Below are 21,685 nucleotides of genomic sequence, written 5' to 3'. Positions count from 1 at the left end.
TTTTCGTACTAAAATTTTAGCTTTGGTTTTTAACATGGAACTGACATATCAACCCTACGAGCTTCAGCTGAAGCATGCTTTTACGATAGCCAAATTTTCAAGAACTTCTACACCGGTTATGCTGGTGCAGATCAGTCATGAAGGCAAAACCGGCTACGGCGAAGCTTCTATGGTGCCTTATATGGGCGAAAGCCATCAGAGCGCTACCGAGTTTTTAAGCAAGGTTGATATCAGCAGATTTAGTTATCCTTTTGATTTTGGAGCAGTCATTAATTACCTCGACAGTATTGCTCCCGGCAATCCGGCTATTAAAGCAGCCATTGATATTGCCCTGCATGATCTGGATGGCAAACTAAAACAACAACCTTGCTGGCAATTACTTGACAGCAGCCCTGCGCTGATGCCTGTTACCAGTTTCACAATAGGCATAGATACGCCCGAAATGATCATTAAAAAAGTAAAAGAGGCGGAGGGTTTTAAGGTGATCAAGGTAAAACTGGGCCGGGATACAGATAAAGAATTGATCTCTACCATCCGCTCGGTTACCGATGTGCCGCTTTATGTAGATGCTAACCAGGGCTGGACAGATTTGCAGCAGAGTTTGGATATGACCCACTGGCTGCATGAGCAAGGCGTACAATTGATAGAGCAGCCCATGCTCAAAACTGATCCCGATAGTAATGCCTGGCTTACCGAACGCAGTCCTATTCCTATTATTGGCGATGAATCCGTTCAGCGTTTTGAGGATGTGGAAAAGGCCAAAGGTGTTTATACCGGGATCAATATTAAACTCATGAAATCTGCAGGTTTATATGAAGCGAAAAAAATGATCGACAAAGCCCGCGAGCTTGACCTGAAGATCATGATTGGATGTATGACCGAAACAAGCTGTGCCGCTTTAGCAGGTTTAGCCATTGCTCCGCAAGCAGATTGGGTTGACCTTGACGGCCCCTTTTTAGTAAGTAATAACCCTTATGTAATGCCGGAATTTAGTGACGGAAAATACATACTAAACCACGATCCGGGCTTAGGGTTGAGATTTAGTTAAGTAGCTTTGATAACCATTCCAGGGCTTTCAGCTTTCGGCATTCTGCTTTTGGCTTTTTTTCAAACCATCCTTGGCCTCGTCCGTTATCCTGATACATCTAAATAAAAAAACATTATGGATAAATTAGAAATAAAAGGCGGATGGAACGAGCTGAAAGGCAAAATAAAACAAGCCTACGGCGACCTTACCGACGATGACCTTGCCTGGCAGGAAGGTAAAGACGATGAAACACTTGGCAAGCTCCAGCAAAAAACGGGCAAAACCCGCGATGAGCTGGTGAAGTGGATAAACAGTTTATAAAATTTGAGAAGCTCCGGGAACGGGGCTTTTGGCTGAAAGATGATTAGGGAAGAAAAGTGCTGAATGCGGAAAATAGTTCACTTTGTCAACGGAGATTAACTTGTTAATTATAGTTAAATTAGCCATATAAGCTTTTAACAGTGCGTTTTTAATAGGATATTGTAGTAATTAACTATGAGCCTCTTATGAAAAGGGTATTGCTGTCGGTGCTTTTGTCGGTTTTTTTGAGGGTGGCTTTTGCTCAAAATACAGCATTAACAGATGGTATTATTTGCGAAAACGGTTCAAACAGACGTTTGGCGAATATTAAAATTGTCAACAAACGCACGCAAAGCCGTACAATAACTAACGATATTGGCGAGTTTAAAATAACGGCCAATCCAGGAGACACACTGGAGCTTTCAAATGATCTTTTTGAAACAAAGGAAGTTATAACTGATGATTCACACACAGCAATAGCATTTTTGAACAAAATAATAGGCCTAAAAGAAGTTGTGATAAAAGAAAACTCTTTGAAAAAAGATCTCACCGAAACCCAGCTTATTTATAGAAGCAAAGGGGTGTTTTATACCGGGACGCCTCATTATTATTATTTATTCCTTAAGCCAATGACCTTTATTTACGAAAATTTTAAAAGCGAGGTGATCAATGCAAGGAGATTTAAAAAAGCGGCGGTACGTGATCTCGAAGGGCAGGAGATAAACATGCGGTTTAATGAGCGGGTTGTTCAAAATAATACTCCGCTCAATGACACGCAAGCCGGAATTTTTGTGATCAAATATTGGCCTTCAATACAACAGGTACGAAGTTGGAGCGATTATGATATTGTTCAGTACATAAAACATTCGTACGAAGATTTTAAGAAAGAAGGAAAATAGTTGAAAGCTTAAACCGTTCTCTACACCCTCTTCCATTCTTTTTTCTTGAGTCCTGACTCTTGATTTCCTGTCGATTCTTTTAAAACCATCCTCCTATCCCATCTGTTATCCTGACACATCTAAATAAAAAACATCATGGATAAATTAGAAATAAAAGGCGGATGGAACGAGCTGAAAGGCAAAATAAAACAAGCCTACGGCGACCTTACCGACGATGACCTTGCCTGGCAGGAAGGTAAAGATGATGAAACACTTGGCAAGCTTCAGCAAAAAACGGGCAAAACCCGCGATGAGCTGGTGAAGTGGATAAACAGTTTATAAAATTGAAAGCCTCAGTAACGGGGCTTTCACTATTTAAATAGCTTTGAAAGCTCCAGTTTAAAACCTGGAATTACTATTGAAGTTAGGTTTTCTGTTTTAAGCGCTTTCTGCTCTAAACTATAACCTTCATGTGTTAGCTTATACATATCGGCATTTTCCTGTACCGGATCTATAATGATATATTCTGCTACGCCGTATTTTTCATAAACATCCTTTTTTTGCCTTAAATCATAGTAAGCAGTAGAAGGAGAAAGGATTTCGATGATTAAATCTGGGGCTCCTTCTATCCTGTCTTTTACAAGGTCGGCAATCCTGCCTTCTTTTATGTAAAGTATATCGGGCTGAAGTACATTTCCATCATCAAATTTTACATCCATTGGTGCGCTTACAAGAAAGCCATTATCATTTATGCTATCTAAAAAGTTAGACAATAGCTGTATAATTTTAGCAGATAACTGTTGGTGGGCAGGAATAGGTGAAGGCGACATAATTAAATCATAGTTGATCAGCTGAAATGGCGCACCTTCCTCAAGCATCAAATAATCCTCCACGGTGTATTTCTTTTTTTTATCTGTAGTCAGCATAAATCAAATATAACTAAAATTCATTTTGTTACCAATATAGCCGCCATGTAAATAAACCCAATATTATTAAATATTATATATGCAACTATTCCGATGCAGGCGTGTCATATAAGTACTTATAACTACAAAACATGAAACTAAACCTCAACCATCTAATCTTATTTATTTTATTTTTTACATTCTCATCTACATTATCTGCACAGGAAAACGCTTTAGAAAAAGCCGCATCCAACGCCGAGAAAAGGATCAGCCAGATCCGGGTTAACAATAAGATCGACGCCGATTCAACCTTTAAACTGCTTAGCAACTGGCATGATTACCCGGATATAAAAGGTGGCAAAGACTATCTTTTCTACTATACTGATTCGCTGTTTGGTAAAGTGCCGTTCAGGGTGTTTGTGCCTGTTTCTTATAGTAACACACGTAAAACCACTTGTATATTATTACTTCATGGTGCCGTTGGCCAAAGTAGTTTCGCCGATGCAGACAGCATTCAAAAATTTGACGATGATATCATTTTTGCCATCCTTAAAAAGCAGGACAACATCATTATCAGGCCGATTGGTGACCCTAAAAAGTTCTTCAACTGGGTATTAAATAAAAAAGCTTTTCGCGATCGCGATGTGCCAAATTTTACCTATCAAACACTGGCCAATATATTAATTTCGGTAAAAAAGCAAGTTAACATCAATGACAGCAAAATATTTGCTTTAGGGCATTCAGATGGCTCGGACGGCGCCATTGGTTTGGGTCTTTACACGCCAAATCAATTCGCCGGCTTTATGGCGTATAATTCAATGTTCGACAATATCTTTGCCCGCGACTTTTATATCAGAAACATTATAAACAGTCCGCTATACGTGGTACATTCTGACCTCGACGATCTGCGCCCCATCCAACAAACCCGCATTATTATGGATTGGTTAAAAGATAGGCATGATCGTCTGATTTACAAAGAATACATCGGCTACCAACATTACGATAAGCATTTAAACACCGACCTTCCTTATACATCCGTATTTATAAATAGTGTGAGCCGTAACTTATTCAAAAACAAAATCTATTGGGAATGCTATAGCGATAAAATTTATAATTCGTACGCATGGATAAAACTAACGGGTATCGATACCGGGCTTAATCGTGCTGCCTGGCATCAGTCACTTACTTTTCCTAATTATGATAAGATCAAAAAAGAAATTGATACCTGGTACCGGCAGTATCAGGGCCTGAACAAAAGCGCCGCCGTTAAAGGGACATTTTTCAATAATATATTCAACCTTGAAACATCGGGTGTAAAAGAAACAGAGATAATGATTAGCCCACTAATGGTAAACCTGGAGCAACCGGTTGTTGTAAACATAAACGGCAAACAGGTTTTCAGGGGCAAAATACAAGCTGATAAAAACTTTATGCTTCGGAATTTCAAAGCCAGTTTTGACAGGGATGCCATTTGGGTAAACTCGGTTAAATTAAAAGTAGAATGAGCCGGGCCGGCTACATTGTTGAGGATTGTTAACTTTGCCCAATGAAAGTTACCAAACCCACCATACTTGTTGTAAATGACGATGGCATCACCGCGCCGGGCATCAAAGCCCTGATGGATGCTATGGCCGAAATTGGCCGTGTTGTAGTTGTTGCTCCGGATAGCCCGCAATCGGGTATGGGGCATGCCATTACCATCGGCAAACCTTTACGGCTTGACCAGGTTGACATTTACGAGGGCATTGAAATGTACCGCTGCTCGGGCACTCCGGTTGATTGCGTAAAGCTGGCTGTTAACAAGATCTTTAAAGGTAAAAAGCCTGATCTTTGTGTTTCGGGCATTAACCATGGCCTTAATAACTCTATCAATGTGCTGTATTCGGGCACGATGTCGGCAGCGGTTGAGGGAGCCATTGAGGGTATCCCGTCGATAGGTTTTTCGTTAGATGATTATACTTTGCAAGCCGATTTTGAGCCTTGTATCAAGTTTGTAAAAGAACTTGCTTTACAGGTTTTAGCCCATGGTTTACCACAAGCCAGTTTGTTAAATGTAAACTTTCCTGGGACCAAACACATTAAAGGCATTAAAATATGCAGGCAGGCGGCTGCCAAATGGGCCGAAGAATTTGATGAACGCATAGATCCGCATAAAAGGCCTTATTACTGGCTTACCGGCGTTTTTCAATTAAATGATGGCGGCGAGGATACCGATGTGTGGGCTTTGGAACAGGGTTATGCTTCGGTTGTGCCGGTGCAGTTTGATATGACCGCACACCACGTTATCCCCTACTTAAACAACTGGAAATTCAACCTGTAATTATGCTAAACAAAAACGACGTATCCTTAGGCCTGCTCATTGGCGCCATACTGCCAGGTGTTAGTCTGTTTGTTTTTGGATTTCTGCTTAAAAATCAACTGGTTTTCATGCATAAGCCGGGCATTCCATACTTTGTAGCTTTTGCTATCAATTTGTTTATCATCCGTTATTTTTATGGAAAAGGGGCCGATAAAACGGGAAACGGTATCGCTATGATCTCGCTTTTGTTTATGCTGGCCATATTCATTTTTAAATTGCAATCCTTATAATGAAATATTACCTGGTAGCCGGCGAAGCTTCGGGCGATTTGCACGGGGCTAATTTGATGAAAGCACTCAAATCGCTTGACCCTGGTGCTGATTTCCGTTTTTTTGGCGGCGACCTGATGCAGGCCGAGGGCGGCACACTGGTAAAGCATTATGCCGATATGGCTTTTATGGGCTTTGTTGAAGTGGTTGCCAACCTGCAAACCATTCTTAAAAACATGCGATCGTGCAAGCGGGATATCTCTGCTTACCACCCCGACGTATTGATCCTGATAGATTTTCCCGGCTTTAACCTCAAAATAGCCGAATACGCCAAAGCTAACGGCATACCGGTTAACTACTATATTTCGCCCAAAGTTTGGGCCTGGAACCAGAAGCGGGTGTTAAAAATCAAACGCATTGTTGACCATCTATTTTGCATATTGCCTTTTGAGGTGGCGTTTTACAAAGAGTGGGGAATGGATGTTGATTACGTAGGCAACCCTTTGCTTGATGCGGTTTCGGCATTTGATCCTGACCCTGCTTTCCTGCAAAAAAATAAACTTGGCGTAAAAAAAATTATAGCACTGTTACCCGGCAGCCGCAAACAGGAAATCAGCAGACTGCTGCCCGATATGATCCGGGCTTCGGCCTACTTTCCTGAATACCAGTTTGTAATTGCCGGTGCACCGGCTTTTCAGGCTGATTATTATGCGCCGTACTTAAACGGCGCCGAGATCCCCGTTGTATTCAACGGCACTTACGATCTGCTGAATCGTGCCCATGCAGCTGTTGTAGCTTCCGGCACCGCGACACTTGAAACCGCGCTGTTTAACGTGCCGCAGGTAGTGGTGTATAAAGGCGGGAAATTAACCATCGCCATAGCGCGCATGCTGGTTAAACTCAAATTTATATCGCTGGTTAACCTGATCATGGATAAAGCGGTAGTGAAGGAGTTGATCCAGGAAGAGTGTACGGCCCACAAGATAGGTGAAGAGTTAAAACTGATTGTCAATGATGTAACCTATCGCCAAAACATGCTCAATAATTATGAAGAGCTTGATGTGCGCATGGGGCAGCCGGGGGCATCAGCCAAAACAGCCGGGTTAATTGTTAAATATACTGAAGCAGATAGGAAATCATAGTAAATTCAGCGACTTCCTTAAAGGAAAAGACCATTATTGCTGTACGCACTGACGCTGGGATATGTTATTTCGCCAGGTTGCTTTTAACAACAAGCTCAGGATTCTATTTCCTTATCATTATTTTCTTCTGGTTTTAGTTCGGATTGGATGATATCCTGTTCCAGCTTTTTTTCATCTTTCTGGTTTCGCCTGATGATCCAAACCAGCAAAATAATAACAGCAATAACTACAATTGTTACTATGGGATAATTAACCTGGTCCATAATGTTTGTATTTATGTAGAGTATGTAATTTCACAGATAGCAATACACCATACAGAGAATCAGTCTTTAGCTCCTGCTCGTGCAGGATCAATTGACCGTAACCGATTTGTTCATCACCTGGTTAACGGTACCACGCGTAAATAGATGGTGCAATATGGTGTTTAACTGCATAGGTCATTCGCCCGCCGCTTTACCCAAATAACCGTTTCAGGCATTTCCTTTAGGTGACCAAAGTGTTAATATATTGTTATTTAATATTATACAAAGATAGCATTAAGCTTGCCCGGCTTTACTAAAAAAAATAGAGCCCTGTTTTTTGCAGGGCTCCACGTTTTCATAGGTGATGTTAGTACTCGATAGGTAGATATATATATGTTGATCAAGCGGCAGACAGCGTTTGCTGTGCTGCTACCTGCTTGTTGTTGCTCATGAATTGGGTTTTGGCCCTGTAGTTTTTCAGATCTTCCCTCAACAGCTCCAATAATTCGGCATCAAAGCGTGCAAGTAATTTAGTTATTGCGGGGGTTGGTTTATATGCTTTCATAGGTAGATGTAGTGTAGGTGATGTTTTTTATATTTAGTTTAAGCTGCCGGCGTTAAATAGGGCGTTTTAGTTTTGATAGCTTTTAAGTCGCTCATGATGATGTTTTTAAGTGCATTATCAAAGCTTGCTATTAGTTTGGTGGTTGATGTTTGTTTTTGCGTTTTCATGTTGTAGGTTTTGAATGTTTTAATATTTTAATGTCTTCGTTTTAGTCTTTCTTTTTTTCGTTCCCGTTTTCGGTGAGGTTATCGTGGCGGCGTTTTGCTTCTTTATACTGCCTTAATATTTGTTCCTCATCGCGTGGGTCTGAAGTTTTTGTCGGTTCCACTGGGTTTTCCCACTCTTTCTCTTCTTCAGGTTTAACCGCTTTGTCTTTTGTTTTCATAACAACTGCGTTTGATAAGTACTAATCTAAATCAATGCCAAACTTTTATCGGAGAGCAAAAAAAGTCATTAAAAATTCAGATTTATTTTACAATACGATGTAAATGACTGTAATACAGGGATATTTTTTTAGAAGAAATTTTTACTTTTTTTGATCAATTCAATACCGGCAACTATTCAAAGCAGATAAACAGGCATACGTTACCGAACATCGGTAGCAGTAGCGGACGATTTTTTGTAGTTTAACAAATGCACTATGATCACTATTACTGATAAGGCAGCTCCAATAGCACACACTCCGTTCCACTCATAGTTTTTCCAAACTAAGCTGGCGAAGAACGTGCCTAAAGCCCCGCCTATAAAATAAGACACCATGTACACTGTATTGATACGATTGCGGGCTTCCGGGATCAATGCAAAAATAATAGACTGGTTAGAGATGTGAGTAGCCTGCACACCCATATCAAGCAGAATAACCCCGATGATGAGCCCTATTATACTATGGCTCGAAAAATAGAATACAATAAAAGAGATCAGGATGAGCGAAAGTGTATAAATTGATAATTTGTATGCGTCCATTTTATCACTCAGGCGGCCCATAAAGCCAACGGCTACTGCGCCGAAGGCGCCAACAAGGCCAAACATACCCGCAGCGGCGCTGCCCTCATTAAACTGAGGCTGTTTTAACAGGAATACCAGCGTTGTCCAAAATGCGCTGAAACCGGCAAAACATAAAGCCCCTCTGAATGCTGCCAACCTTAATTTAGGCTGGGTTTTTACTAAATGGATCAATGATTTCATCAATTTACCGTAATTGCCTTTATAATCGGGTTCAATTTCGGGCAAAAACAAAAATATCATAACCCAGATGAGCAACATTAACCCGGCGGCTATATAAAACATGCTTCGCCAGCCGAAATGCTCGCCTATAAAACCGCTTAGCGTGCGTGACAGTAAAATACCGATTAGTAAGCCGCTCATTACAAAGCCAATCTTCTTACCCCGCTCATGTGGCTTGGCTAAGTGGGCCGCCATTGGGATCAGCAATTGCGGAATAATCGATGATACGCCTACCAAAAAACCCGCTATCATAAGTATAGTTACGGAAGGCGCCATGGCGCTGGCTATTAACGATATGATCATGAGCACAAAATCAATTAAAATAAGACGCTTACGCTTAAGCATATCCGCCAATGGCACTATAAATAATAAACCCGTAGCGTAGCCAATTTGCGTAAAAAGCGATATTTGCTGCGCTTTTTTATCGCTTACGCCAAAAGTATTCGCCATATCGGCCAGTAATGGTTGGTTATAATATATGTTGGCTACCACCAAACCTGTAGCTATGGTCATGATCCATAAAGTTAATGGCGTAAGATGCGGGTGTTGTTTTGCGGTATGTGTTGATGACATATTTTAAAAGGCAGTATATTTTTGCTGCAAAAGTGTTAAAGCATCTTTAAAAAAAAGCCTTTGTAAAGTAATTTTTATTATGTAACTGCGTTTAGAACATAAATTGTTTTAGCAGGCAATCGTTCTTTAAAGAGCTAAAAGCAGTATTAAGGCATAAAAAAGGTGGTATTTTGGAGTTTTTTAAAGAAAAATTGGCGATTGTTTTGCTTTAAGCATACAATATGCTTTGAAATTTAATTTTAATATAGGTTTGGATCCTAATTTTACTTTAAAAATCATTTAAAATTAAATTTTTGTAAACTTTATAAATAAAACCGAATCTTTTTTTGATGAAAATGAACGATGTGGCGATTATTATAAAATAATTTGAAAAAATTGGTAATTTAATAATGTTTTATTCTTATTTTTGACAATAAGATACCGGATGGCAATGTAATTGATAAAACTTACAAAACAATTACAAAATATATTTTCCGAATATCAAAACTTAGTGTTACTTTTACACCGTGTTAAAAATAACACAATACATAAAGTAGTCTTCTCATAATTTAGGTTTATAATTGGTTAGTAAAGGCCCCTGCCCATCAGGGGCTTTACTTTTTTATTAAGCTTTCGTTCCGCCGGAAAATTAAGGCAAACCAACAGCATATATATTTAAAGTTTAAATTAAACAAACCGATAGTAATGGCAGCTGAGACAGGATTGGATAAAATAAATAACAATAGAATTTCATTTTAATTCACAAAATTCTATATTTGCAGCCCACCACGGGGGATTAGCTCAGCTGGCTAGAGCGCTTGCATGGCATGCAAGAGGTCATCGGTTCGACTCCGATATTCTCCACTGAAACTGGCTCATAATCAAGCATTTGCAAATGTAGATTATGGGCTTTTTTGTTGGAAGTAGCTCTCAAGCTACGTGTTGGCGTACCCTTAGGTGTACCCTCTAATGCACATTATCTAAAAAATATCGCCTTAACAATCAAATAGTTATGGCAACAGTAGCAATCATCCTAAACACTAAAAAGAAACTACTTAATGACCTTTACTCGATAGCATTGCGAGTAACACACAACCAAATAAGAAGGTATTACACTCTCAACAGTCTTTCTCTCGATCAAACGTTAACCTTTAAATGTAAAATCGAGGAGTGGATTTTATCGGAAGATAGAACTACAGGACACTTTACAAAAGCAGTTAGGGATTACAAGGCTATGAACCTTATTATCATTGACAAGCTTGCTTTAGCAAGGAAAATCTTGAGTGACTACGACAGAGGTGATGTCGAATTTGATTTCGATCGTTTTGAGGAAGACCTTAGAGGAAACCGAAAAAAATTGACAAAACAAAGCAGGATTAAGCTTCAAGATTATTATGATACAATTATCCAAGGCATTGAACAGCAACAGAAAATAGGATTAGCTTCGGTATTCACATTTACCAAAAGCTCTCTCAAAGAATACAGCCCTGCCGCATATATAACGGATGTGAATGTGCGTTTCTTAGAAGCGTTCGAATCTTGGTTACGTAACAATAAGAATTTGAAAGACACTTCCATTAGTGTAAAGATTAGAAACATACAGCGGATAATTAATTTAGCCATAGCTGATAAGCTTTTTAAGCAAGAGGACTACCCTTTCGGCGAAAAAGGATACTCGGTAAATAAGCGGCTCAATCATACAACCCGGAAGCGCTCCGTATCAAAGGATATTATAACAAAATTAAAAAACTATAAGACCGAACAAGGTTCGTCATCGCATCTCGCGCAAAGTATATTCATGTTCAGTTACTACACAAGAGGTATGAACTTCATTGACATTGCGGGCTTAAGGTGGTCAGATATTTACGACAATGAAATTCACTACACCAGGAAGAAAACAGGGCAACACTTCACCATCACGGTCAATTCGTATTCCCAAGAACTTTTAAATCAATATAGAAACGAGTATTCAAAACCGGATGACTATGTCTTTCCAATTTACAAGGACAGCATATTTAAAACAGCTAAGCAAAAGTACGAGCGCAAGAAATCGGCACTTAAACTTGTAAACAATAAACTTAAAGACTTAGCGATAGCTATAGGCGAACCCAAATTGATATTGACTACATACGTCAGTCGACACAGTTATGCTACCAACCTAAAGAAATCAGGCGTAGCAACTGCGATAATAAGTGAAGCATTGGGACACACTACGGAACTACAAACACAAACCTACCTTGATGAATTTGAAAAGGGAGTGATTGAAACGTGGGAAAATAAGATGTTTGATATGTAGATTAATTGCTATAATTGGATGAGAGTAGGCCAAAGGCAGTCCGCTCTCATTCTATTATGGAGCCATTGATTTTTGAAGCCGACGAAACTATTTATTGTGATGATCCCCAAAAATGGTTTCCTGATTATATTCCGCTAATACCGTCGGATACTATAATAAACAAGGTTATTACTGGTTTTGGGGCCACGACAACGGAAATTACAGCCCATCGGAATAGTATAATAATCTTGCCGAATGTGGCTACGATACACAACAAGCACGGCTATCATGCCGAAACCTGTAATACATTTCCGGTTTACGAGGGAGTTTCAGCAGATCGAATCGCGGCATATCTTAAAAGCCAAACTAGATATAAGAAAATTCTTACAACACCTGAATCTTTCAGTAAAATACTCGAGGCCTTTAAAAGAATCGGGATATCACCTTTCAACGACTATTTTGTCTTGACAGATGAACAGCATAAGCAAATTCAGGATATTGCATTTAGACCAAATATCACAATGGCGTTGGATAGCTTCTTTAAGTTTAAAGACAAGGCGATGATTTCTTCTACGCCTATAAAACCAAGTGACCCCAGGTTTAAAAACTTCAAGAGCATAAAACTACAACCAACTTACGCATATACTAAGGATGTGGAGGTGTTGTTTCATGACAATCTAATATTTGCACTGAAAGATTGTTTTGAACGCTATCCATTAATAAATCAGTTTGTATTTTTCAACAGCATCAATGGAATTCAAGACTTGATTCAGAAACTCGAAATCGGAAACGATTCTGTAATATTCTGTTCAAAAGAGAGTGCGGTATATTTGAAAACACAAGAGTACGCCGCCGGTGAACCGTATAGAGCATTCTCTAAATTTACACCAGAGACGTGTTCTAAATATAATTTCTTTACCTCAAGCTTTTATAACGGGCTCGATATCATACTTAACGAAGCTCCACAAGTTATCATGATTTCTCTTCCTGGAGATGCCAAAACACATCTTGATCCTTACACGGATATCATTCAAATAATCGGGCGATTTCGGAAGATATCAGAAAAACAGAACCCTATCTATGCTGAAGCTTTACATCTTGTTGAATATAATAGAAAGCCTTTGAATTATATGCCACAACGCCAGCTAACAGAATGGCTAGGAGCGGGAAGGAATGTATATGATACTGTTTTAAAATTAATGTACTCCAACCCCAATCCGTTGGAAAGAAATATTTATGTTGACATCTTGGAACGGCTTCCTTTTCACAAAGTCGTAGCGAATAAATGGCACCTTAAACGTAATAACTCTATGCGCGAAGCTGACTCAGATTCATATTCTACGATGTACAACATTGATTATTTCATGATAGATAAAATCTATGAAGAAGAGCGCATAAAGGGCTACTACAGTTCCCCCATAAATTTAATGGCAGCATATGAACGTGTTGGTATCAGCACGAGCCAAGACAACCCATCATTTGAGACCTTTTTGAACGAACGGATAGCACCTTACAATACAGAACAAAAATTGAATCTTAGGAAAGGGAAGCGTTATTCAAAAGAAAACATTAAGAAGATTGTTCTTCAATTAACGGATCTCGATCCCATCGGCGGGAATAATTTTGAGTATGACATTGCAACCTATAAACTAACAGATCCAACACCGTTAATTAGGTATGCCTTTGACAAATTAGGTCGTGAGAAATTAGCTGAACTTGATTACAGCATATCAAAAATCAAGCAAGCTCTAATTGACTATGATGTTAAAGATGGGAAGAACAGCCATCCTGTAATAGATAGTGTTTACAATAATTTTTCAACAGGATATAGAATATCTTTAAAAAAAATAAAAGAGACGCTACAGACGATTTATGATCGTCACAACATTCCTGCTAAAGCCAAAGCATCTGACATAGGACAGTGGTTCGAGGTTAAGCAATCAAAATTAGTAACCCATAAAAGAAATACAGGAGATAAGACAAGCCCCAAGAAACGGAATGAAGAGCGAGCTTATATTTTATTGAAGCGTCTCTTTGACATTCACAGAGGGCTTAAATAGTATCTGTTAACCAATTATTATGGTTGACAGCATACTGTCACCACTATCAGGTTTATTAATAGCTATCGGCTTTCTATAGTACTTCCAATTTATCTTTTCAGCCAAATGAAACTCTTTAGCTACCCGGCCTGAATCTCGACCCTTTTTTACCTCAAGTATATATTGCTTGTCAACCAGTTTTCTAAACTGAGTATAGATGACCTTGTATTTGAGTCCGGTCATGTCTTCTATGAAACTCAAATTGCCGTACAGGACAAGTGAATGGTTGTTAAAACATTGCCTGATCGCTAATAACATGGCTTTTTCATAACTCGTTAAATCATGCGAATCAAAGATGTCATACGGTATCTGAGCAAATGCATCTGTCTCTTTAAAGGCATATAGGTTTGCGACTTTTTTCTTCGGGGAACGTTTAACTATCAAATGGCCTGAACGTTCCAGCCGCTTTATTGACATGCTGACGAGCTTCTTTGAAACACCTGCTCTGGCGGCTATTGTTTCAAATGACGGTTTACATAAACCTGTCCCTCCGTTTTGGAAAGATCTAATGGCTACGTAAATAAGTAAATCTAAATAATGTAATCCATCTTTTATTAAACTAATGTTGCAAGGCAGCAAAACAAAACGGGTATTCATTTTAAATGTAAAGGAATATAAAATTGCCTCGCGCAAAAGATGAGGAACAAAGGCGCGCGAGCTACTAGAATCAATGCAAATATACTAAATATCAGCGACTTACCCAACGGAAACCATAAATACTCTGTCGGATACTCTAACTATAAGACATTCTATATCTTTAATAACTAATAGTATAGATACAGTCTCCCACAGGAAATGGCCTATTTATAAACCATCCACTACCCTTTTTATAAGCCCCCCCTCCGATTGTTAAAATTGGCTTGCAAGTTGAGTTTAAAGTCATTCTCTATAAAAACGTACACAGAATTTTTTTCTATGCTTCGAGCGGCCACATCCAGGCTGGATATAATCGCCCCTCTCAGTCTTGATTTACAACTAATTCCTTTTCAATCGATCTTGCCCACACCCTGTTAGCCTTTAAAAATGCAGCTTGCTCCGTTTTCAGAATGGCTTCCTGTTATCTTCAAATAATCCTGCTTCTGATTATTTACAGGCAGCAACCTGCATTCTTAAGGCAGGTGAGGCAAGTTCAATTGATCAGTGGTTTGCCTGTAAAAATACAATCACCAATAAGCACCAAACAACAAATCATGACCGAGAGATACAAGCACTTAAGTAAGAAAGCACATTTACTACTAAGCATTGCCGATGTTAAGCCGTTGCCCCGGTTTACCAAATGCTGGATACTGGCGGAGAGACGGTCTAAAGACCAGCATCAAAACCGACTCAATATTCATATTGAAGGCTACTTTATGGAAGCATTACGTAAAGCTAAACTCCTTTTGGCTCAATCGCCTCAAATAGCATTTGAACGAGACTACCGCATGAGCAGCACGGAAAATGCACAAACTATGCATGCGTTTATGTCAAGCAGCTTTTACTTCTATCTTGAATGCGATCCGCTTTTCCATTACAAAGTTGAATTTGCGTTTCACAACTGCCCTTATGAACAACAGATAAGAGCGCTGATAAGCAAGTTTCAAGTCGACGCAGAAGTCAGCGAGCGCATACTCAAAGAAGGCTTTACAACCTATTTCAAGCAGGTTTTAGCCTTTCAGGATAGCAGGTTTACCTATGTGCTTACGACCTCTTAAACAGGCTATTTACCATCTTATTTTCAACCTAAAGCCATGTGCTAACGCACTTGGCTTTTTCATTTTCAAACCAACTTCATAACAATATGAAAAATCAATCCACTCAACAAACTCAACGAAACAAAGCAGTCAAAACGGCTTACTTCAAAATAGTTAAGGCAGCGAAAATACTTATGTCGACTATCGAACGGCATGAGCTACGCTGCATTTTAATCAGAAAAGGCCAATCAGGGGAGAACACATTAAACACTACTTTACATCAACTCGTAAACCCAATCATTTACCTTTCACTTGAATGCCATGACCGAAAGAACTATTCAATTCATTTCGGCGTTGAGCAATTTAAACAGGAATGCGAATACTCAATTATGACAGCAAAGTTTGTCCGCATTCTTTACAGGCTAACAAGCATTGAGCAAACTACCTTAAACATCGAAGATTGCATCAATACAGAATACGTTATAACTGATTGCTCTTCATTATATGAAGCCATTGAGGATAGCAAACTTAAAAATCACGCTTTAGAAGTTATACCCTATAAACAAACGGTGAACAAAAGAAAACTTATGAAAGCCGTGGCATAGTGTCACGGCTGTTTATTAACTTCGCATAAAAACAGGAGGAAACCGCAAACATACCATCACATAGACATATCACCATATCGAAAATATAAGCGTTAAGCTTTGTTTGTTCTTGCTTTAGGAATCGGCAAAATTCAATAATGTAACGAGAACAGATGAGTCCAACGCCCACGCAATAAGCGTAGGGTGCTGGCTTGTTTGTTGTTACATGGGCTTTTTGCCGAGCCTCTAAAGCACAAATTTAGTTCAGTCCTTGCGCTTATTGTGTTTTATAAACCTACCGAAGAGGCTGCTCGGTAACCTAAACTTAAGATAACCTTAAATGCAAAAAAACTTTATCCTCGCCCTTTTAGGAGCCTCGATCTTATTCTCATGCTCGAAAAAAAATGATTCTACTCCGGTAATCCAATCCCCATTAAGCCAAGCCATCGATTCTAAGTATATACACCAAGGAAGTGATGTAAACTCGCTCGATGTTAACTATTCCGATTACAATTCAACAGGAGACTGTAATAAAGCATTATTCCAGGCGGCTATTGAAACTGTAACCGGTTCAGGAAACATTAATACGGTCACAGTGAAAGGTGCTACTCTTACTATGGAATTTAAGAGAAATGCATTAGCTCAACCTGCTAAAACCTCTTTAACCTATGGCACAGAACTTTATAAGTCCGTCAACCAACCATGGCCATGGACTGGTTTTTTAATTATAACAAAGCAAAACACATTCTTAACCACAGACCAGTTTAATAAGGCTATCAACATTAAGTTGACGGCAATAAACACGGGTGACATTGCTAAAGTACTTTCGAAAACCATTGCAGATAATACCATGGCCATCGAATATAATTTAACTGCAAATATCTCAAATGGTTCAAAATCGGTATCGTATGAACTGCAAACCAATACGCCGATAACACTTAGGAGCCAGCTTAGAGTGAACTGTATAATCCCCGGTTTCTTTCCTACCCAATCCTATGTAACACTTGATTACGCTTCAACTTTAGCAAAACCAAAGCAAAGCAGTTTAGACGGCAATGTTACTTCTTATTCTCAGGAAGCCAATCCTTTATTCGTTTCAGAATCACTATCCGAATACATAGCAGGTAGATACTTTGCGGAAAAATTATATCCGACCATCAAATAACCTTTCGTCTCACCTTTATTTAATAACGTCATGACTGATACTCGTTTCCGATTTCTTGTTTGGTTAATTCCATCTGTGGTAATCTATCTTATATGTAGTTTTATACAGATGGATATAGACTTTAGAAATTGGTCTACTGTATGCCGAGGTAGTTTTGCGGTACTGACAGTGGTTTTAGCTTTATATGCTACTATGGCCGCAAGAGACTAATTTATAACCACAAGCCAAAGCTTTCCTTAGGCTCAATAGTTGCTTAAGTGAGCAAAGGAAAGCTTTGCTTGTTGGCTGGGCGCAGAGGCCTTTCACACACCAGGTCCATCGGTGTTCTTCACTCCTAAGCTCCCTCACAATATCACGCCAAGCTTCGTTACGCTCGATAAGCTTTCAGCACATCTCGCTACACCGCATTTACCCAACGCTCAATTGGTGGACATTTTTTCTTTAAAGGGGGTATATATAATAGTAATTGAAAAAAATGTCACCACCAATTTTCCAACACGGATGCGGCTTGTCATGCTATTTGAGCACGCAAAGTCGTTCATCACATGAGCTCTCTCTGCCTTCATTAACCTTTCACTTACGCTACGCTTTCACTTGGTCTATTCGACCAGGTGACGCTTGCAACGTTCAAGATTAATTCAGCCAGTCGCTCACCATTTTAGGCTCGCCTGCTTTCATCGCTCAGGCTTCGGTACTGTCACAGCATTTGAAAGGCTAACGCTTCAACCCAATAATCAAATGCAGCGCCAGTAACCTTGTGAAGCATTCTGTGAAGTCGCCTGTCGGCTCTCTCTTCACAGACCTTCGCTCAAACTCGCAGCGGCTTGCAGACTTTGAAATACAAGGTGTTCAATATATATTTGAGTAAAAACCTCATGAAGCTTTATCTCCTCTTCATAGTATTATTTAGCCTAATCTACATTAGCAGCAATGCTCAAACACCTTCATTTAATCAATACAAGGTTAGCTTATACAAAGGAAACAAGGCAAGTCTCAAGATAAAAGGAAATGAATTGGCCGAAAGATACAGAACAGCCATAAGCAATATCTATTATTCGAAGAAACCCATAGAGGACTTTCAAACAACGGGACTAAACTTCGGTGGCCATTATTGTTTCGTTTCATGGGGTTGTGGCTCACCTTGTCAGGAATCAGCAATTGTTGACTTAAAAACGGGGCTAATTTATAGGGGACCGGATGCCTCACTTGGATTTAAGCTCAACCGCTTAAGTAGATTGGTCATTATTAATCCTGGATACACAACGGATGATTGTGCATTTTGTAAAGAACAGTATTGGGTTTTGAATGAACGAACTAAAAAGTTCAAGCAAATACAATAGAGTCAAACGCAACGCCAGTTTTTTGTGTGAAGCATTCTTTGTGGCCGCACGTTGTGCTATCCCCACAAAGATCCTCTCCTCTATTCGCGGACGGTTCGGAATTATTTTAAATTAAATTTAATTGCTCATTTAAGTCGAACACTCCTAAATTCCTATCAACATAATTTTTTGCTTGTGATAGAATAAGACCCATGTCTGGATTTCGCCCGGTTGCTTGAAGGGTTATGCTTTTTTTTACCCTACCGAAAACAGAGTTGATTTTATCGTATAAAACTTTGTCTGTTTTTTCTATAGCCTTAACTTTATCTAAGTCAATTCCGGGCCAATAGTTTACATATACAGTACTTGAAAAAGGAGGCTTAATTATCATTACGCTCCATCCTTTATATAAAAATTCGCTATTGTAAGATTTGCCAATTATCATCTCGCTCTTTTCAGTAAATATAATTATCCGTTTTACAAATTCGCGACTACCCAGAGTTATTTGATTTCTTCATTGTAAAACTTAACACTGACCTTCGCTCATACTTGCAGAGTCTCGCAGATAACTTTAATATGAAGTATTTATAGTGTGCACAAGTTAAGCACACACTTCGGAATTGCTAAATTTGGATTATGAATACAATTAGCCTAGACGAAGTAAAGAGACTAATAGAGAATGGCCGAAAAGTTCTCTCAACTAGATCAACTAAACATGCTATGCATACCGATTATGAAGTTGTTGATGATGCAAGATTTAAAGGTTGGCAATCACAGGTTCTAAATTACATTAATACTACATTGACTGCTTCAAATCATTATTACACAGGCTTAAAATCTGCCTTAAATGGAGCTTATCCGTCCACTGTAGACAAAGGGATCAGTTTACTCGAGTCATTAATGGAAGATATCGAAAAAGGAATCTTTGTTGAAATTAAGCAATCTACTAAACCGTTGTTAATATTGGAACACATTTTCGACACCTTTCACAAGGTGGCAGTCCAGTTAAGACGTAGATATAATGATAGAGCAACTTTGGATGTAACCGATGAATATGATGTTCAAGATTTGTTGCACGCTTTACTTAAAATGCATTTCGAGGACATACAGCAAGAAGAATGGACTCCTGGCTATGCTGGATCAAGCAGCAGGATTGATTTTGCGTTGAGAGAATTTAAAATGGTTATCGAAGTCAAGAAAACACGCTCTTCGTTAAAGCACAAGCATGTTGCAGATCAGCTCATAATTGATATTGAACGTTACAGAAACCACCCTCTTTGTCAAACACTGATTTGTTTTGTTTATGACCCTGACGGCTATATAAATAATCCTCGAGGATTTGAAAACGATTTAAATAGAGAAAGAGAAGGGATGAAAGTAATCGTAATAGTGCGGCCTAAATAATCGCTTTATTATCCAGTAAACGACTTATTCTTGCATTAATAGAAGAATATTTGCATTAACAATAACTATTTAATAGCTTTAAAAATACCTTATCATATTATGACCACACCTAATATAGATGAACTCAAACGATCTTGTCATGAAAAAGCTTTTCACCTTTATGGTACTGCTTTTATTTACGGAGTAAGAGCACGAGAGAGAGAAAAATATACGCAAGCAATAACACTGCTTGGCGTAATGATTCCAGTATTAGTTGGGGCTGTTGTTACTTCGTATGGTTTAGACTCACCAATCTCTTCTATATTCCTTAAGATACTAACACCGATCGCTGTTTTTCAATTAGTGTTATCAACTTTAGCACTAGTTTACAAATGGGATGACAAGAAAAGTTATTATCTCGAAAGCTCCATAAGTAACAGACAACTAGCTGAAGATTTTACTCATTTAGCGAAGTTTCCAAGTCAAGAGATAACTGAAACTATCCATGCATACGAAATAATTATAACTAAAGCACAATCCAGAGAAGATCAAGACGATAGATACCCATTCACGAGCAAAGAATTTAAAAAAGGCATGCGTTATTCTTTACGGCAGTATCAAAAAGTATGCTCAGGCTGTGGTATCGTACCAGTTTCTATGGAACCGAGTGATTGTGAAATATGCGGAAACTTTTAAATCTTAATATATGACAAATAACGTAACTGTGCTTTTTAATAGCTTTCTAAAGCTAAACACATCTGAACAAGATGAGTTTAAACAATTAATCAAAGAGTATGAAAACAAAGGCTATTTCGAAAAGGGCCAGTTGTACGAGAAATTTGGAGATCAAACACGTAGAATAATGGGGCCAACTTCTGGATTCACTTGCCCAACATGTGGGCGATAAACCACTATTACTTAATTTGATATGCCTAACAAATTTATCCAATTATCGAAAAAGCTATCCGTTTCTTCTGAAGAGGAAGCTAAAGCATTTGGCTTGAATGAATGGTATAATGCGTACTTCGATGAACAACGATATCAAATTGATTCGCTTCGTCGGTTTCGATATATCCTTAATAAGCACGACAAGGCACAATTGAACGAAGATTTAAAACAGACTTTTGGATCAAGATTCGCAAGGCAAATAGCAAGCGACTTTCGGTTTCTGGATTTAAATGATCGCGAATTGGAAATAAAAGAAGTGGACATCAACGCTGATAGCTTTGCTCCTGCAAATAACATCGATATCCTTAACATTTATATTGTATCTCAACCAATTGAACTCATTCAGTCTTTCGGAAGTATTTTACTCGCAAAGTTACCCGATACGGAGATTTTATTAAATATAGAATTGAATAAAGAAACAACTATTTATTCATACAAATAAAACCAACGCCAAGCTAATTAGCTTGGCGTTTTGCATTTAGATAATTTTTGCTAGTAATATCACTAGAGCTATTTAATATGTGCTTTCAGAAAGGAATCTATTATCCAATGCGAAATCATAAAAGGCTTTTTTGTTAAGTCAAATTGAATAATATTATTACTTACTTTATATGTTCCTTCAAATGTTCCCCCTAAAGCTGGAATTGAGAAAAATCCACTCCATTTATCCCCTACAACCTTTCCACCAAATGAAGTTGCCTCGCTAATTCCCGAAGCGAACAGCGCATCCAAATTGCTTTTAAACGGAATAGAGATTAATTGCCCCATATTACTATAATTATCAAAAACGTATATTTATCTCCTATTTAATATTAAAACTATTGTTTATCTAAACC

27 protein-coding genes and 1 tRNA gene are annotated in these 21,685 nt (G+C 38.7%); 19 read left to right on the top strand and 9 right to left on the bottom strand.

Annotated elements, in window-relative coordinates; genetic code table 11:
• Nucleotides 1-34: 34 nt before the first annotated feature.
• The 4 genes from FHW88_RS13690 to FHW88_RS13675 all read left to right on the top strand — a co-directional run bounded on the left by FHW88_RS13690 (nucleotide 35) and on the right by FHW88_RS13675 (nucleotide 2,547).
• The gene (locus tag FHW88_RS13690) at nucleotides 35-1,048 is read left to right on the top strand and encodes a dipeptide epimerase (protein WP_176626093.1); all 1,014 of its coding nucleotides are present in this window, start codon (nucleotides 35-37) and stop codon (nucleotides 1,046-1,048) included.
• Nucleotides 1,049-1,162: 114 nt separating this feature from the next.
• Nucleotides 1,163-1,348, top strand: a complete 186-nt coding sequence (locus FHW88_RS13685; protein WP_090532481.1) for a CsbD family protein — start codon at nucleotides 1,163-1,165, stop codon at nucleotides 1,346-1,348.
• 185 nt (nucleotides 1,349-1,533) lie between these two features.
• Nucleotides 1,534-2,226, top strand: coding sequence for a hypothetical protein (locus FHW88_RS13680; RefSeq protein WP_176626091.1), 693 nt, complete (start codon nucleotides 1,534-1,536; stop codon nucleotides 2,224-2,226).
• Between the two features lie 135 nt (nucleotides 2,227-2,361).
• Complete coding sequence (locus tag FHW88_RS13675; protein WP_090532481.1) at nucleotides 2,362-2,547, top strand: CsbD family protein; 186 nt, start codon at nucleotides 2,362-2,364, stop codon at nucleotides 2,545-2,547.
• A 29-nt stretch (nucleotides 2,548-2,576) separates the two neighbouring features.
• Here FHW88_RS13675 and FHW88_RS13670 read toward each other — a convergent pair whose 3' ends face one another.
• Nucleotides 2,577-3,131: a Uma2 family endonuclease gene (locus FHW88_RS13670; RefSeq protein ID WP_176626089.1), complete on the bottom strand. Its 555-nt coding sequence runs from the start codon at nucleotides 3,129-3,131 to the stop codon at nucleotides 2,577-2,579.
• Nucleotides 3,132-3,262: 131 nt separating this feature from the next.
• On the opposite strand from FHW88_RS13670, the gene FHW88_RS13665 reads away from it, so the two are divergent.
• The 4 genes from FHW88_RS13665 to lpxB are packed head-to-tail and all read left to right on the top strand — an operon-like array spanning nucleotide 3,263 to nucleotide 6,820.
• Nucleotides 3,263-4,615, top strand: a complete 1,353-nt coding sequence (locus FHW88_RS13665) for a hypothetical protein (protein ID WP_176626087.1) — start codon at nucleotides 3,263-3,265, stop codon at nucleotides 4,613-4,615.
• A gap of 41 nt (nucleotides 4,616-4,656) precedes the next feature.
• On the top strand, nucleotides 4,657-5,430 hold the full coding sequence (gene surE / locus FHW88_RS13660) for a 5'/3'-nucleotidase SurE (protein WP_090532475.1): 774 nt from the start codon (nucleotides 4,657-4,659) through the stop codon (nucleotides 5,428-5,430).
• A 2-nt stretch (nucleotides 5,431-5,432) separates the two neighbouring features.
• Complete coding sequence (locus FHW88_RS13655; protein ID WP_090532473.1) at nucleotides 5,433-5,699, top strand: hypothetical protein; 267 nt, start codon at nucleotides 5,433-5,435, stop codon at nucleotides 5,697-5,699.
• Nucleotides 5,699-6,820, top strand: a complete 1,122-nt coding sequence (gene lpxB / locus FHW88_RS13650; protein WP_176626085.1) for a lipid-A-disaccharide synthase — start codon at nucleotides 5,699-5,701, stop codon at nucleotides 6,818-6,820. The genes FHW88_RS13655 and lpxB overlap by 1 nt, the downstream gene beginning before the upstream one ends.
• 95 nt (nucleotides 6,821-6,915) lie before the next feature.
• Here lpxB and FHW88_RS13645 read toward each other — a convergent pair whose 3' ends face one another.
• From FHW88_RS13645 to FHW88_RS13630, 5 genes are all read right to left on the bottom strand, one after another.
• Nucleotides 6,916-7,083 carry a hypothetical protein gene (locus FHW88_RS13645; RefSeq protein ID WP_167516292.1) on the bottom strand — a complete coding sequence of 56 codons (168 nt, stop codon included), beginning with the start codon at nucleotides 7,081-7,083 and terminating at the stop codon, nucleotides 6,916-6,918.
• Nucleotides 7,084-7,462: 379 nt separating this feature from the next.
• Nucleotides 7,463-7,627: a hypothetical protein gene (locus tag FHW88_RS13640; protein ID WP_158604167.1), complete on the bottom strand. Its 165-nt coding sequence runs from the start codon at nucleotides 7,625-7,627 to the stop codon at nucleotides 7,463-7,465.
• Between the two features lie 38 nt (nucleotides 7,628-7,665).
• Entirely contained in the window at nucleotides 7,666-7,794 is a 129-nt protein-coding gene (locus FHW88_RS30175; RefSeq protein WP_255485329.1) for a hypothetical protein, read from the bottom strand.
• 41 nt (nucleotides 7,795-7,835) lie between these two features.
• The gene (locus FHW88_RS13635; RefSeq protein WP_175490072.1) at nucleotides 7,836-8,012 is read right to left on the bottom strand and encodes a hypothetical protein; all 177 of its coding nucleotides are present in this window, start codon (nucleotides 8,010-8,012) and stop codon (nucleotides 7,836-7,838) included.
• A gap of 200 nt (nucleotides 8,013-8,212) precedes the next feature.
• Nucleotides 8,213-9,424, bottom strand: coding sequence for an MFS transporter (locus tag FHW88_RS13630; protein ID WP_218117193.1), 1,212 nt, complete (start codon nucleotides 9,422-9,424; stop codon nucleotides 8,213-8,215).
• Nucleotides 9,425-10,193: 769 nt separating this feature from the next.
• Between FHW88_RS13630 and FHW88_RS13625 the strand changes: the two genes are divergently transcribed.
• The 3 genes from FHW88_RS13625 (at nucleotide 10,194) to FHW88_RS13615 (ending at nucleotide 13,738) form a co-directional block, all read left to right on the top strand.
• Nucleotides 10,194-10,267: transfer RNA gene (locus FHW88_RS13625), tRNA-Ala, on the top strand.
• 148 nt (nucleotides 10,268-10,415) lie between these two features.
• Nucleotides 10,416-11,699, top strand: coding sequence for a site-specific integrase (locus tag FHW88_RS13620; RefSeq protein WP_176626083.1), 1,284 nt, complete (start codon nucleotides 10,416-10,418; stop codon nucleotides 11,697-11,699).
• A 56-nt stretch (nucleotides 11,700-11,755) separates the two neighbouring features.
• Complete coding sequence (locus FHW88_RS13615; protein WP_176626081.1) at nucleotides 11,756-13,738, top strand: hypothetical protein; 1,983 nt, start codon at nucleotides 11,756-11,758, stop codon at nucleotides 13,736-13,738.
• A gap of 6 nt (nucleotides 13,739-13,744) precedes the next feature.
• On the opposite strand, the gene FHW88_RS13610 is transcribed toward FHW88_RS13615, so the two are convergent.
• On the bottom strand, nucleotides 13,745-14,374 hold the full coding sequence (locus FHW88_RS13610; protein ID WP_176626079.1) for a helix-turn-helix domain-containing protein: 630 nt from the start codon (nucleotides 14,372-14,374) through the stop codon (nucleotides 13,745-13,747).
• Nucleotides 14,375-14,967: 593 nt separating this feature from the next.
• Between FHW88_RS13610 and FHW88_RS13605 the strand changes: the two genes are divergently transcribed.
• The 4 genes from FHW88_RS13605 (at nucleotide 14,968) to FHW88_RS13590 (ending at nucleotide 18,539) form a co-directional block, all read left to right on the top strand.
• Complete coding sequence (locus FHW88_RS13605; RefSeq protein WP_176626077.1) at nucleotides 14,968-15,471, top strand: hypothetical protein; 504 nt, start codon at nucleotides 14,968-14,970, stop codon at nucleotides 15,469-15,471.
• An 86-nt stretch (nucleotides 15,472-15,557) separates the two neighbouring features.
• Nucleotides 15,558-16,055 (top strand): hypothetical protein, encoded by a 498-nt coding sequence (locus FHW88_RS13600; protein ID WP_176626075.1) that lies wholly within the window; start codon nucleotides 15,558-15,560, stop codon nucleotides 16,053-16,055.
• A 319-nt stretch (nucleotides 16,056-16,374) separates the two neighbouring features.
• Nucleotides 16,375-17,199: a hypothetical protein gene (locus tag FHW88_RS13595; protein ID WP_176626073.1), complete on the top strand. Its 825-nt coding sequence runs from the start codon at nucleotides 16,375-16,377 to the stop codon at nucleotides 17,197-17,199.
• An 875-nt stretch (nucleotides 17,200-18,074) separates the two neighbouring features.
• The gene (locus FHW88_RS13590) at nucleotides 18,075-18,539 is read left to right on the top strand and encodes a hypothetical protein (protein WP_176626071.1); all 465 of its coding nucleotides are present in this window, start codon (nucleotides 18,075-18,077) and stop codon (nucleotides 18,537-18,539) included.
• 106 nt (nucleotides 18,540-18,645) lie between these two features.
• Here FHW88_RS13590 and FHW88_RS13585 read toward each other — a convergent pair whose 3' ends face one another.
• Nucleotides 18,646-18,963, bottom strand: coding sequence for a hypothetical protein (locus tag FHW88_RS13585; RefSeq protein ID WP_176626069.1), 318 nt, complete (start codon nucleotides 18,961-18,963; stop codon nucleotides 18,646-18,648).
• 191 nt (nucleotides 18,964-19,154) lie between these two features.
• Here FHW88_RS13585 and FHW88_RS13580 point away from each other — a divergent pair, with 191 nt between their 5' ends.
• The 4 genes from FHW88_RS13580 (at nucleotide 19,155) to FHW88_RS13565 (ending at nucleotide 21,291) form a co-directional block, all read left to right on the top strand.
• Nucleotides 19,155-19,922, top strand: coding sequence for a hypothetical protein (locus tag FHW88_RS13580; RefSeq protein WP_218117192.1), 768 nt, complete (start codon nucleotides 19,155-19,157; stop codon nucleotides 19,920-19,922).
• Between the two features lie 99 nt (nucleotides 19,923-20,021).
• Nucleotides 20,022-20,597, top strand: a complete 576-nt coding sequence (locus FHW88_RS13575; protein ID WP_176626067.1) for a mobilome CxxCx(11)CxxC protein — start codon at nucleotides 20,022-20,024, stop codon at nucleotides 20,595-20,597.
• Between the two features lie 10 nt (nucleotides 20,598-20,607).
• Entirely contained in the window at nucleotides 20,608-20,808 is a 201-nt protein-coding gene (locus FHW88_RS13570) for a hypothetical protein (RefSeq protein WP_176626065.1), read from the top strand.
• A 21-nt stretch (nucleotides 20,809-20,829) separates the two neighbouring features.
• Nucleotides 20,830-21,291, top strand: coding sequence for a hypothetical protein (locus FHW88_RS13565; RefSeq protein WP_176626063.1), 462 nt, complete (start codon nucleotides 20,830-20,832; stop codon nucleotides 21,289-21,291).
• Nucleotides 21,292-21,359: 68 nt separating this feature from the next.
• On the opposite strand, the gene FHW88_RS13560 is transcribed toward FHW88_RS13565, so the two are convergent.
• On the bottom strand, nucleotides 21,360-21,617 hold the full coding sequence (locus FHW88_RS13560; protein ID WP_176626061.1) for a hypothetical protein: 258 nt from the start codon (nucleotides 21,615-21,617) through the stop codon (nucleotides 21,360-21,362).
• Between the last annotated feature and the right edge of the window lie 68 nt (nucleotides 21,618-21,685).

This window comes from Mucilaginibacter sp. SG538B (genome assembly GCF_013376065.1).
Classification (GTDB): Bacteria; Bacteroidota; Bacteroidia; order Sphingobacteriales; family Sphingobacteriaceae; genus Mucilaginibacter; species Mucilaginibacter rubeus.
This window is presented reverse-complemented; position numbering and strand designations above follow the sequence as displayed.

Excerpts from the sequence above, each read along its gene's own strand:
- FHW88_RS13690 (WP_176626093.1), top strand. The coding sequence starts at position 35 with ATGGAACTGACATATCAACCCTACGAGCTTCAGCTGAAGCATGCTTTT.
- FHW88_RS13685 (WP_090532481.1), top strand. The coding sequence starts at position 1,163 with ATGGATAAATTAGAAATAAAAGGCGGATGGAACGAGCTGAAAGGCAAA.
- FHW88_RS13680 (WP_176626091.1), top strand. The coding sequence starts at position 1,534 with ATGAAAAGGGTATTGCTGTCGGTGCTTTTGTCGGTTTTTTTGAGGGTG.
- FHW88_RS13675 (WP_090532481.1), top strand. The coding sequence starts at position 2,362 with ATGGATAAATTAGAAATAAAAGGCGGATGGAACGAGCTGAAAGGCAAA.
- FHW88_RS13670 (WP_176626089.1), bottom strand. The coding sequence starts at position 3,131 with ATGCTGACTACAGATAAAAAAAAGAAATACACCGTGGAGGATTATTTG.
- FHW88_RS13665 (WP_176626087.1), top strand. The coding sequence starts at position 3,263 with ATGAAACTAAACCTCAACCATCTAATCTTATTTATTTTATTTTTTACA.
- surE (WP_090532475.1), top strand. The coding sequence starts at position 4,657 with ATGAAAGTTACCAAACCCACCATACTTGTTGTAAATGACGATGGCATC.
- FHW88_RS13655 (WP_090532473.1), top strand. The coding sequence starts at position 5,433 with ATGCTAAACAAAAACGACGTATCCTTAGGCCTGCTCATTGGCGCCATA.
- lpxB (WP_176626085.1), top strand. The coding sequence starts at position 5,699 with ATGAAATATTACCTGGTAGCCGGCGAAGCTTCGGGCGATTTGCACGGG.
- FHW88_RS13645 (WP_167516292.1), bottom strand. The coding sequence starts at position 7,083 with ATGGACCAGGTTAATTATCCCATAGTAACAATTGTAGTTATTGCTGTT.
- FHW88_RS13640 (WP_158604167.1), bottom strand. The coding sequence starts at position 7,627 with ATGAAAGCATATAAACCAACCCCCGCAATAACTAAATTACTTGCACGC.
- FHW88_RS30175 (WP_255485329.1), bottom strand. The coding sequence starts at position 7,794 with ATGAAAACGCAAAAACAAACATCAACCACCAAACTAATAGCAAGCTTT.
- FHW88_RS13635 (WP_175490072.1), bottom strand. The coding sequence starts at position 8,012 with ATGAAAACAAAAGACAAAGCGGTTAAACCTGAAGAAGAGAAAGAGTGG.
- FHW88_RS13630 (WP_218117193.1), bottom strand. The coding sequence starts at position 9,424 with ATGTCATCAACACATACCGCAAAACAACACCCGCATCTTACGCCATTA.
- FHW88_RS13620 (WP_176626083.1), top strand. The coding sequence starts at position 10,416 with ATGGCAACAGTAGCAATCATCCTAAACACTAAAAAGAAACTACTTAAT.
- FHW88_RS13615 (WP_176626081.1), top strand. The coding sequence starts at position 11,756 with ATGGAGCCATTGATTTTTGAAGCCGACGAAACTATTTATTGTGATGAT.
- FHW88_RS13610 (WP_176626079.1), bottom strand. The coding sequence starts at position 14,374 with ATGAATACCCGTTTTGTTTTGCTGCCTTGCAACATTAGTTTAATAAAA.
- FHW88_RS13605 (WP_176626077.1), top strand. The coding sequence starts at position 14,968 with ATGACCGAGAGATACAAGCACTTAAGTAAGAAAGCACATTTACTACTA.
- FHW88_RS13600 (WP_176626075.1), top strand. The coding sequence starts at position 15,558 with ATGAAAAATCAATCCACTCAACAAACTCAACGAAACAAAGCAGTCAAA.
- FHW88_RS13595 (WP_176626073.1), top strand. The coding sequence starts at position 16,375 with ATGCAAAAAAACTTTATCCTCGCCCTTTTAGGAGCCTCGATCTTATTC.
- FHW88_RS13590 (WP_176626071.1), top strand. The coding sequence starts at position 18,075 with ATGAAGCTTTATCTCCTCTTCATAGTATTATTTAGCCTAATCTACATT.
- FHW88_RS13585 (WP_176626069.1), bottom strand. The coding sequence starts at position 18,963 with ATGATAATTGGCAAATCTTACAATAGCGAATTTTTATATAAAGGATGG.
- FHW88_RS13580 (WP_218117192.1), top strand. The coding sequence starts at position 19,155 with ATGAATACAATTAGCCTAGACGAAGTAAAGAGACTAATAGAGAATGGC.
- FHW88_RS13575 (WP_176626067.1), top strand. The coding sequence starts at position 20,022 with ATGACCACACCTAATATAGATGAACTCAAACGATCTTGTCATGAAAAA.
- FHW88_RS13570 (WP_176626065.1), top strand. The coding sequence starts at position 20,608 with ATGACAAATAACGTAACTGTGCTTTTTAATAGCTTTCTAAAGCTAAAC.
- FHW88_RS13565 (WP_176626063.1), top strand. The coding sequence starts at position 20,830 with ATGCCTAACAAATTTATCCAATTATCGAAAAAGCTATCCGTTTCTTCT.
- FHW88_RS13560 (WP_176626061.1), bottom strand. The coding sequence starts at position 21,617 with ATGGGGCAATTAATCTCTATTCCGTTTAAAAGCAATTTGGATGCGCTG.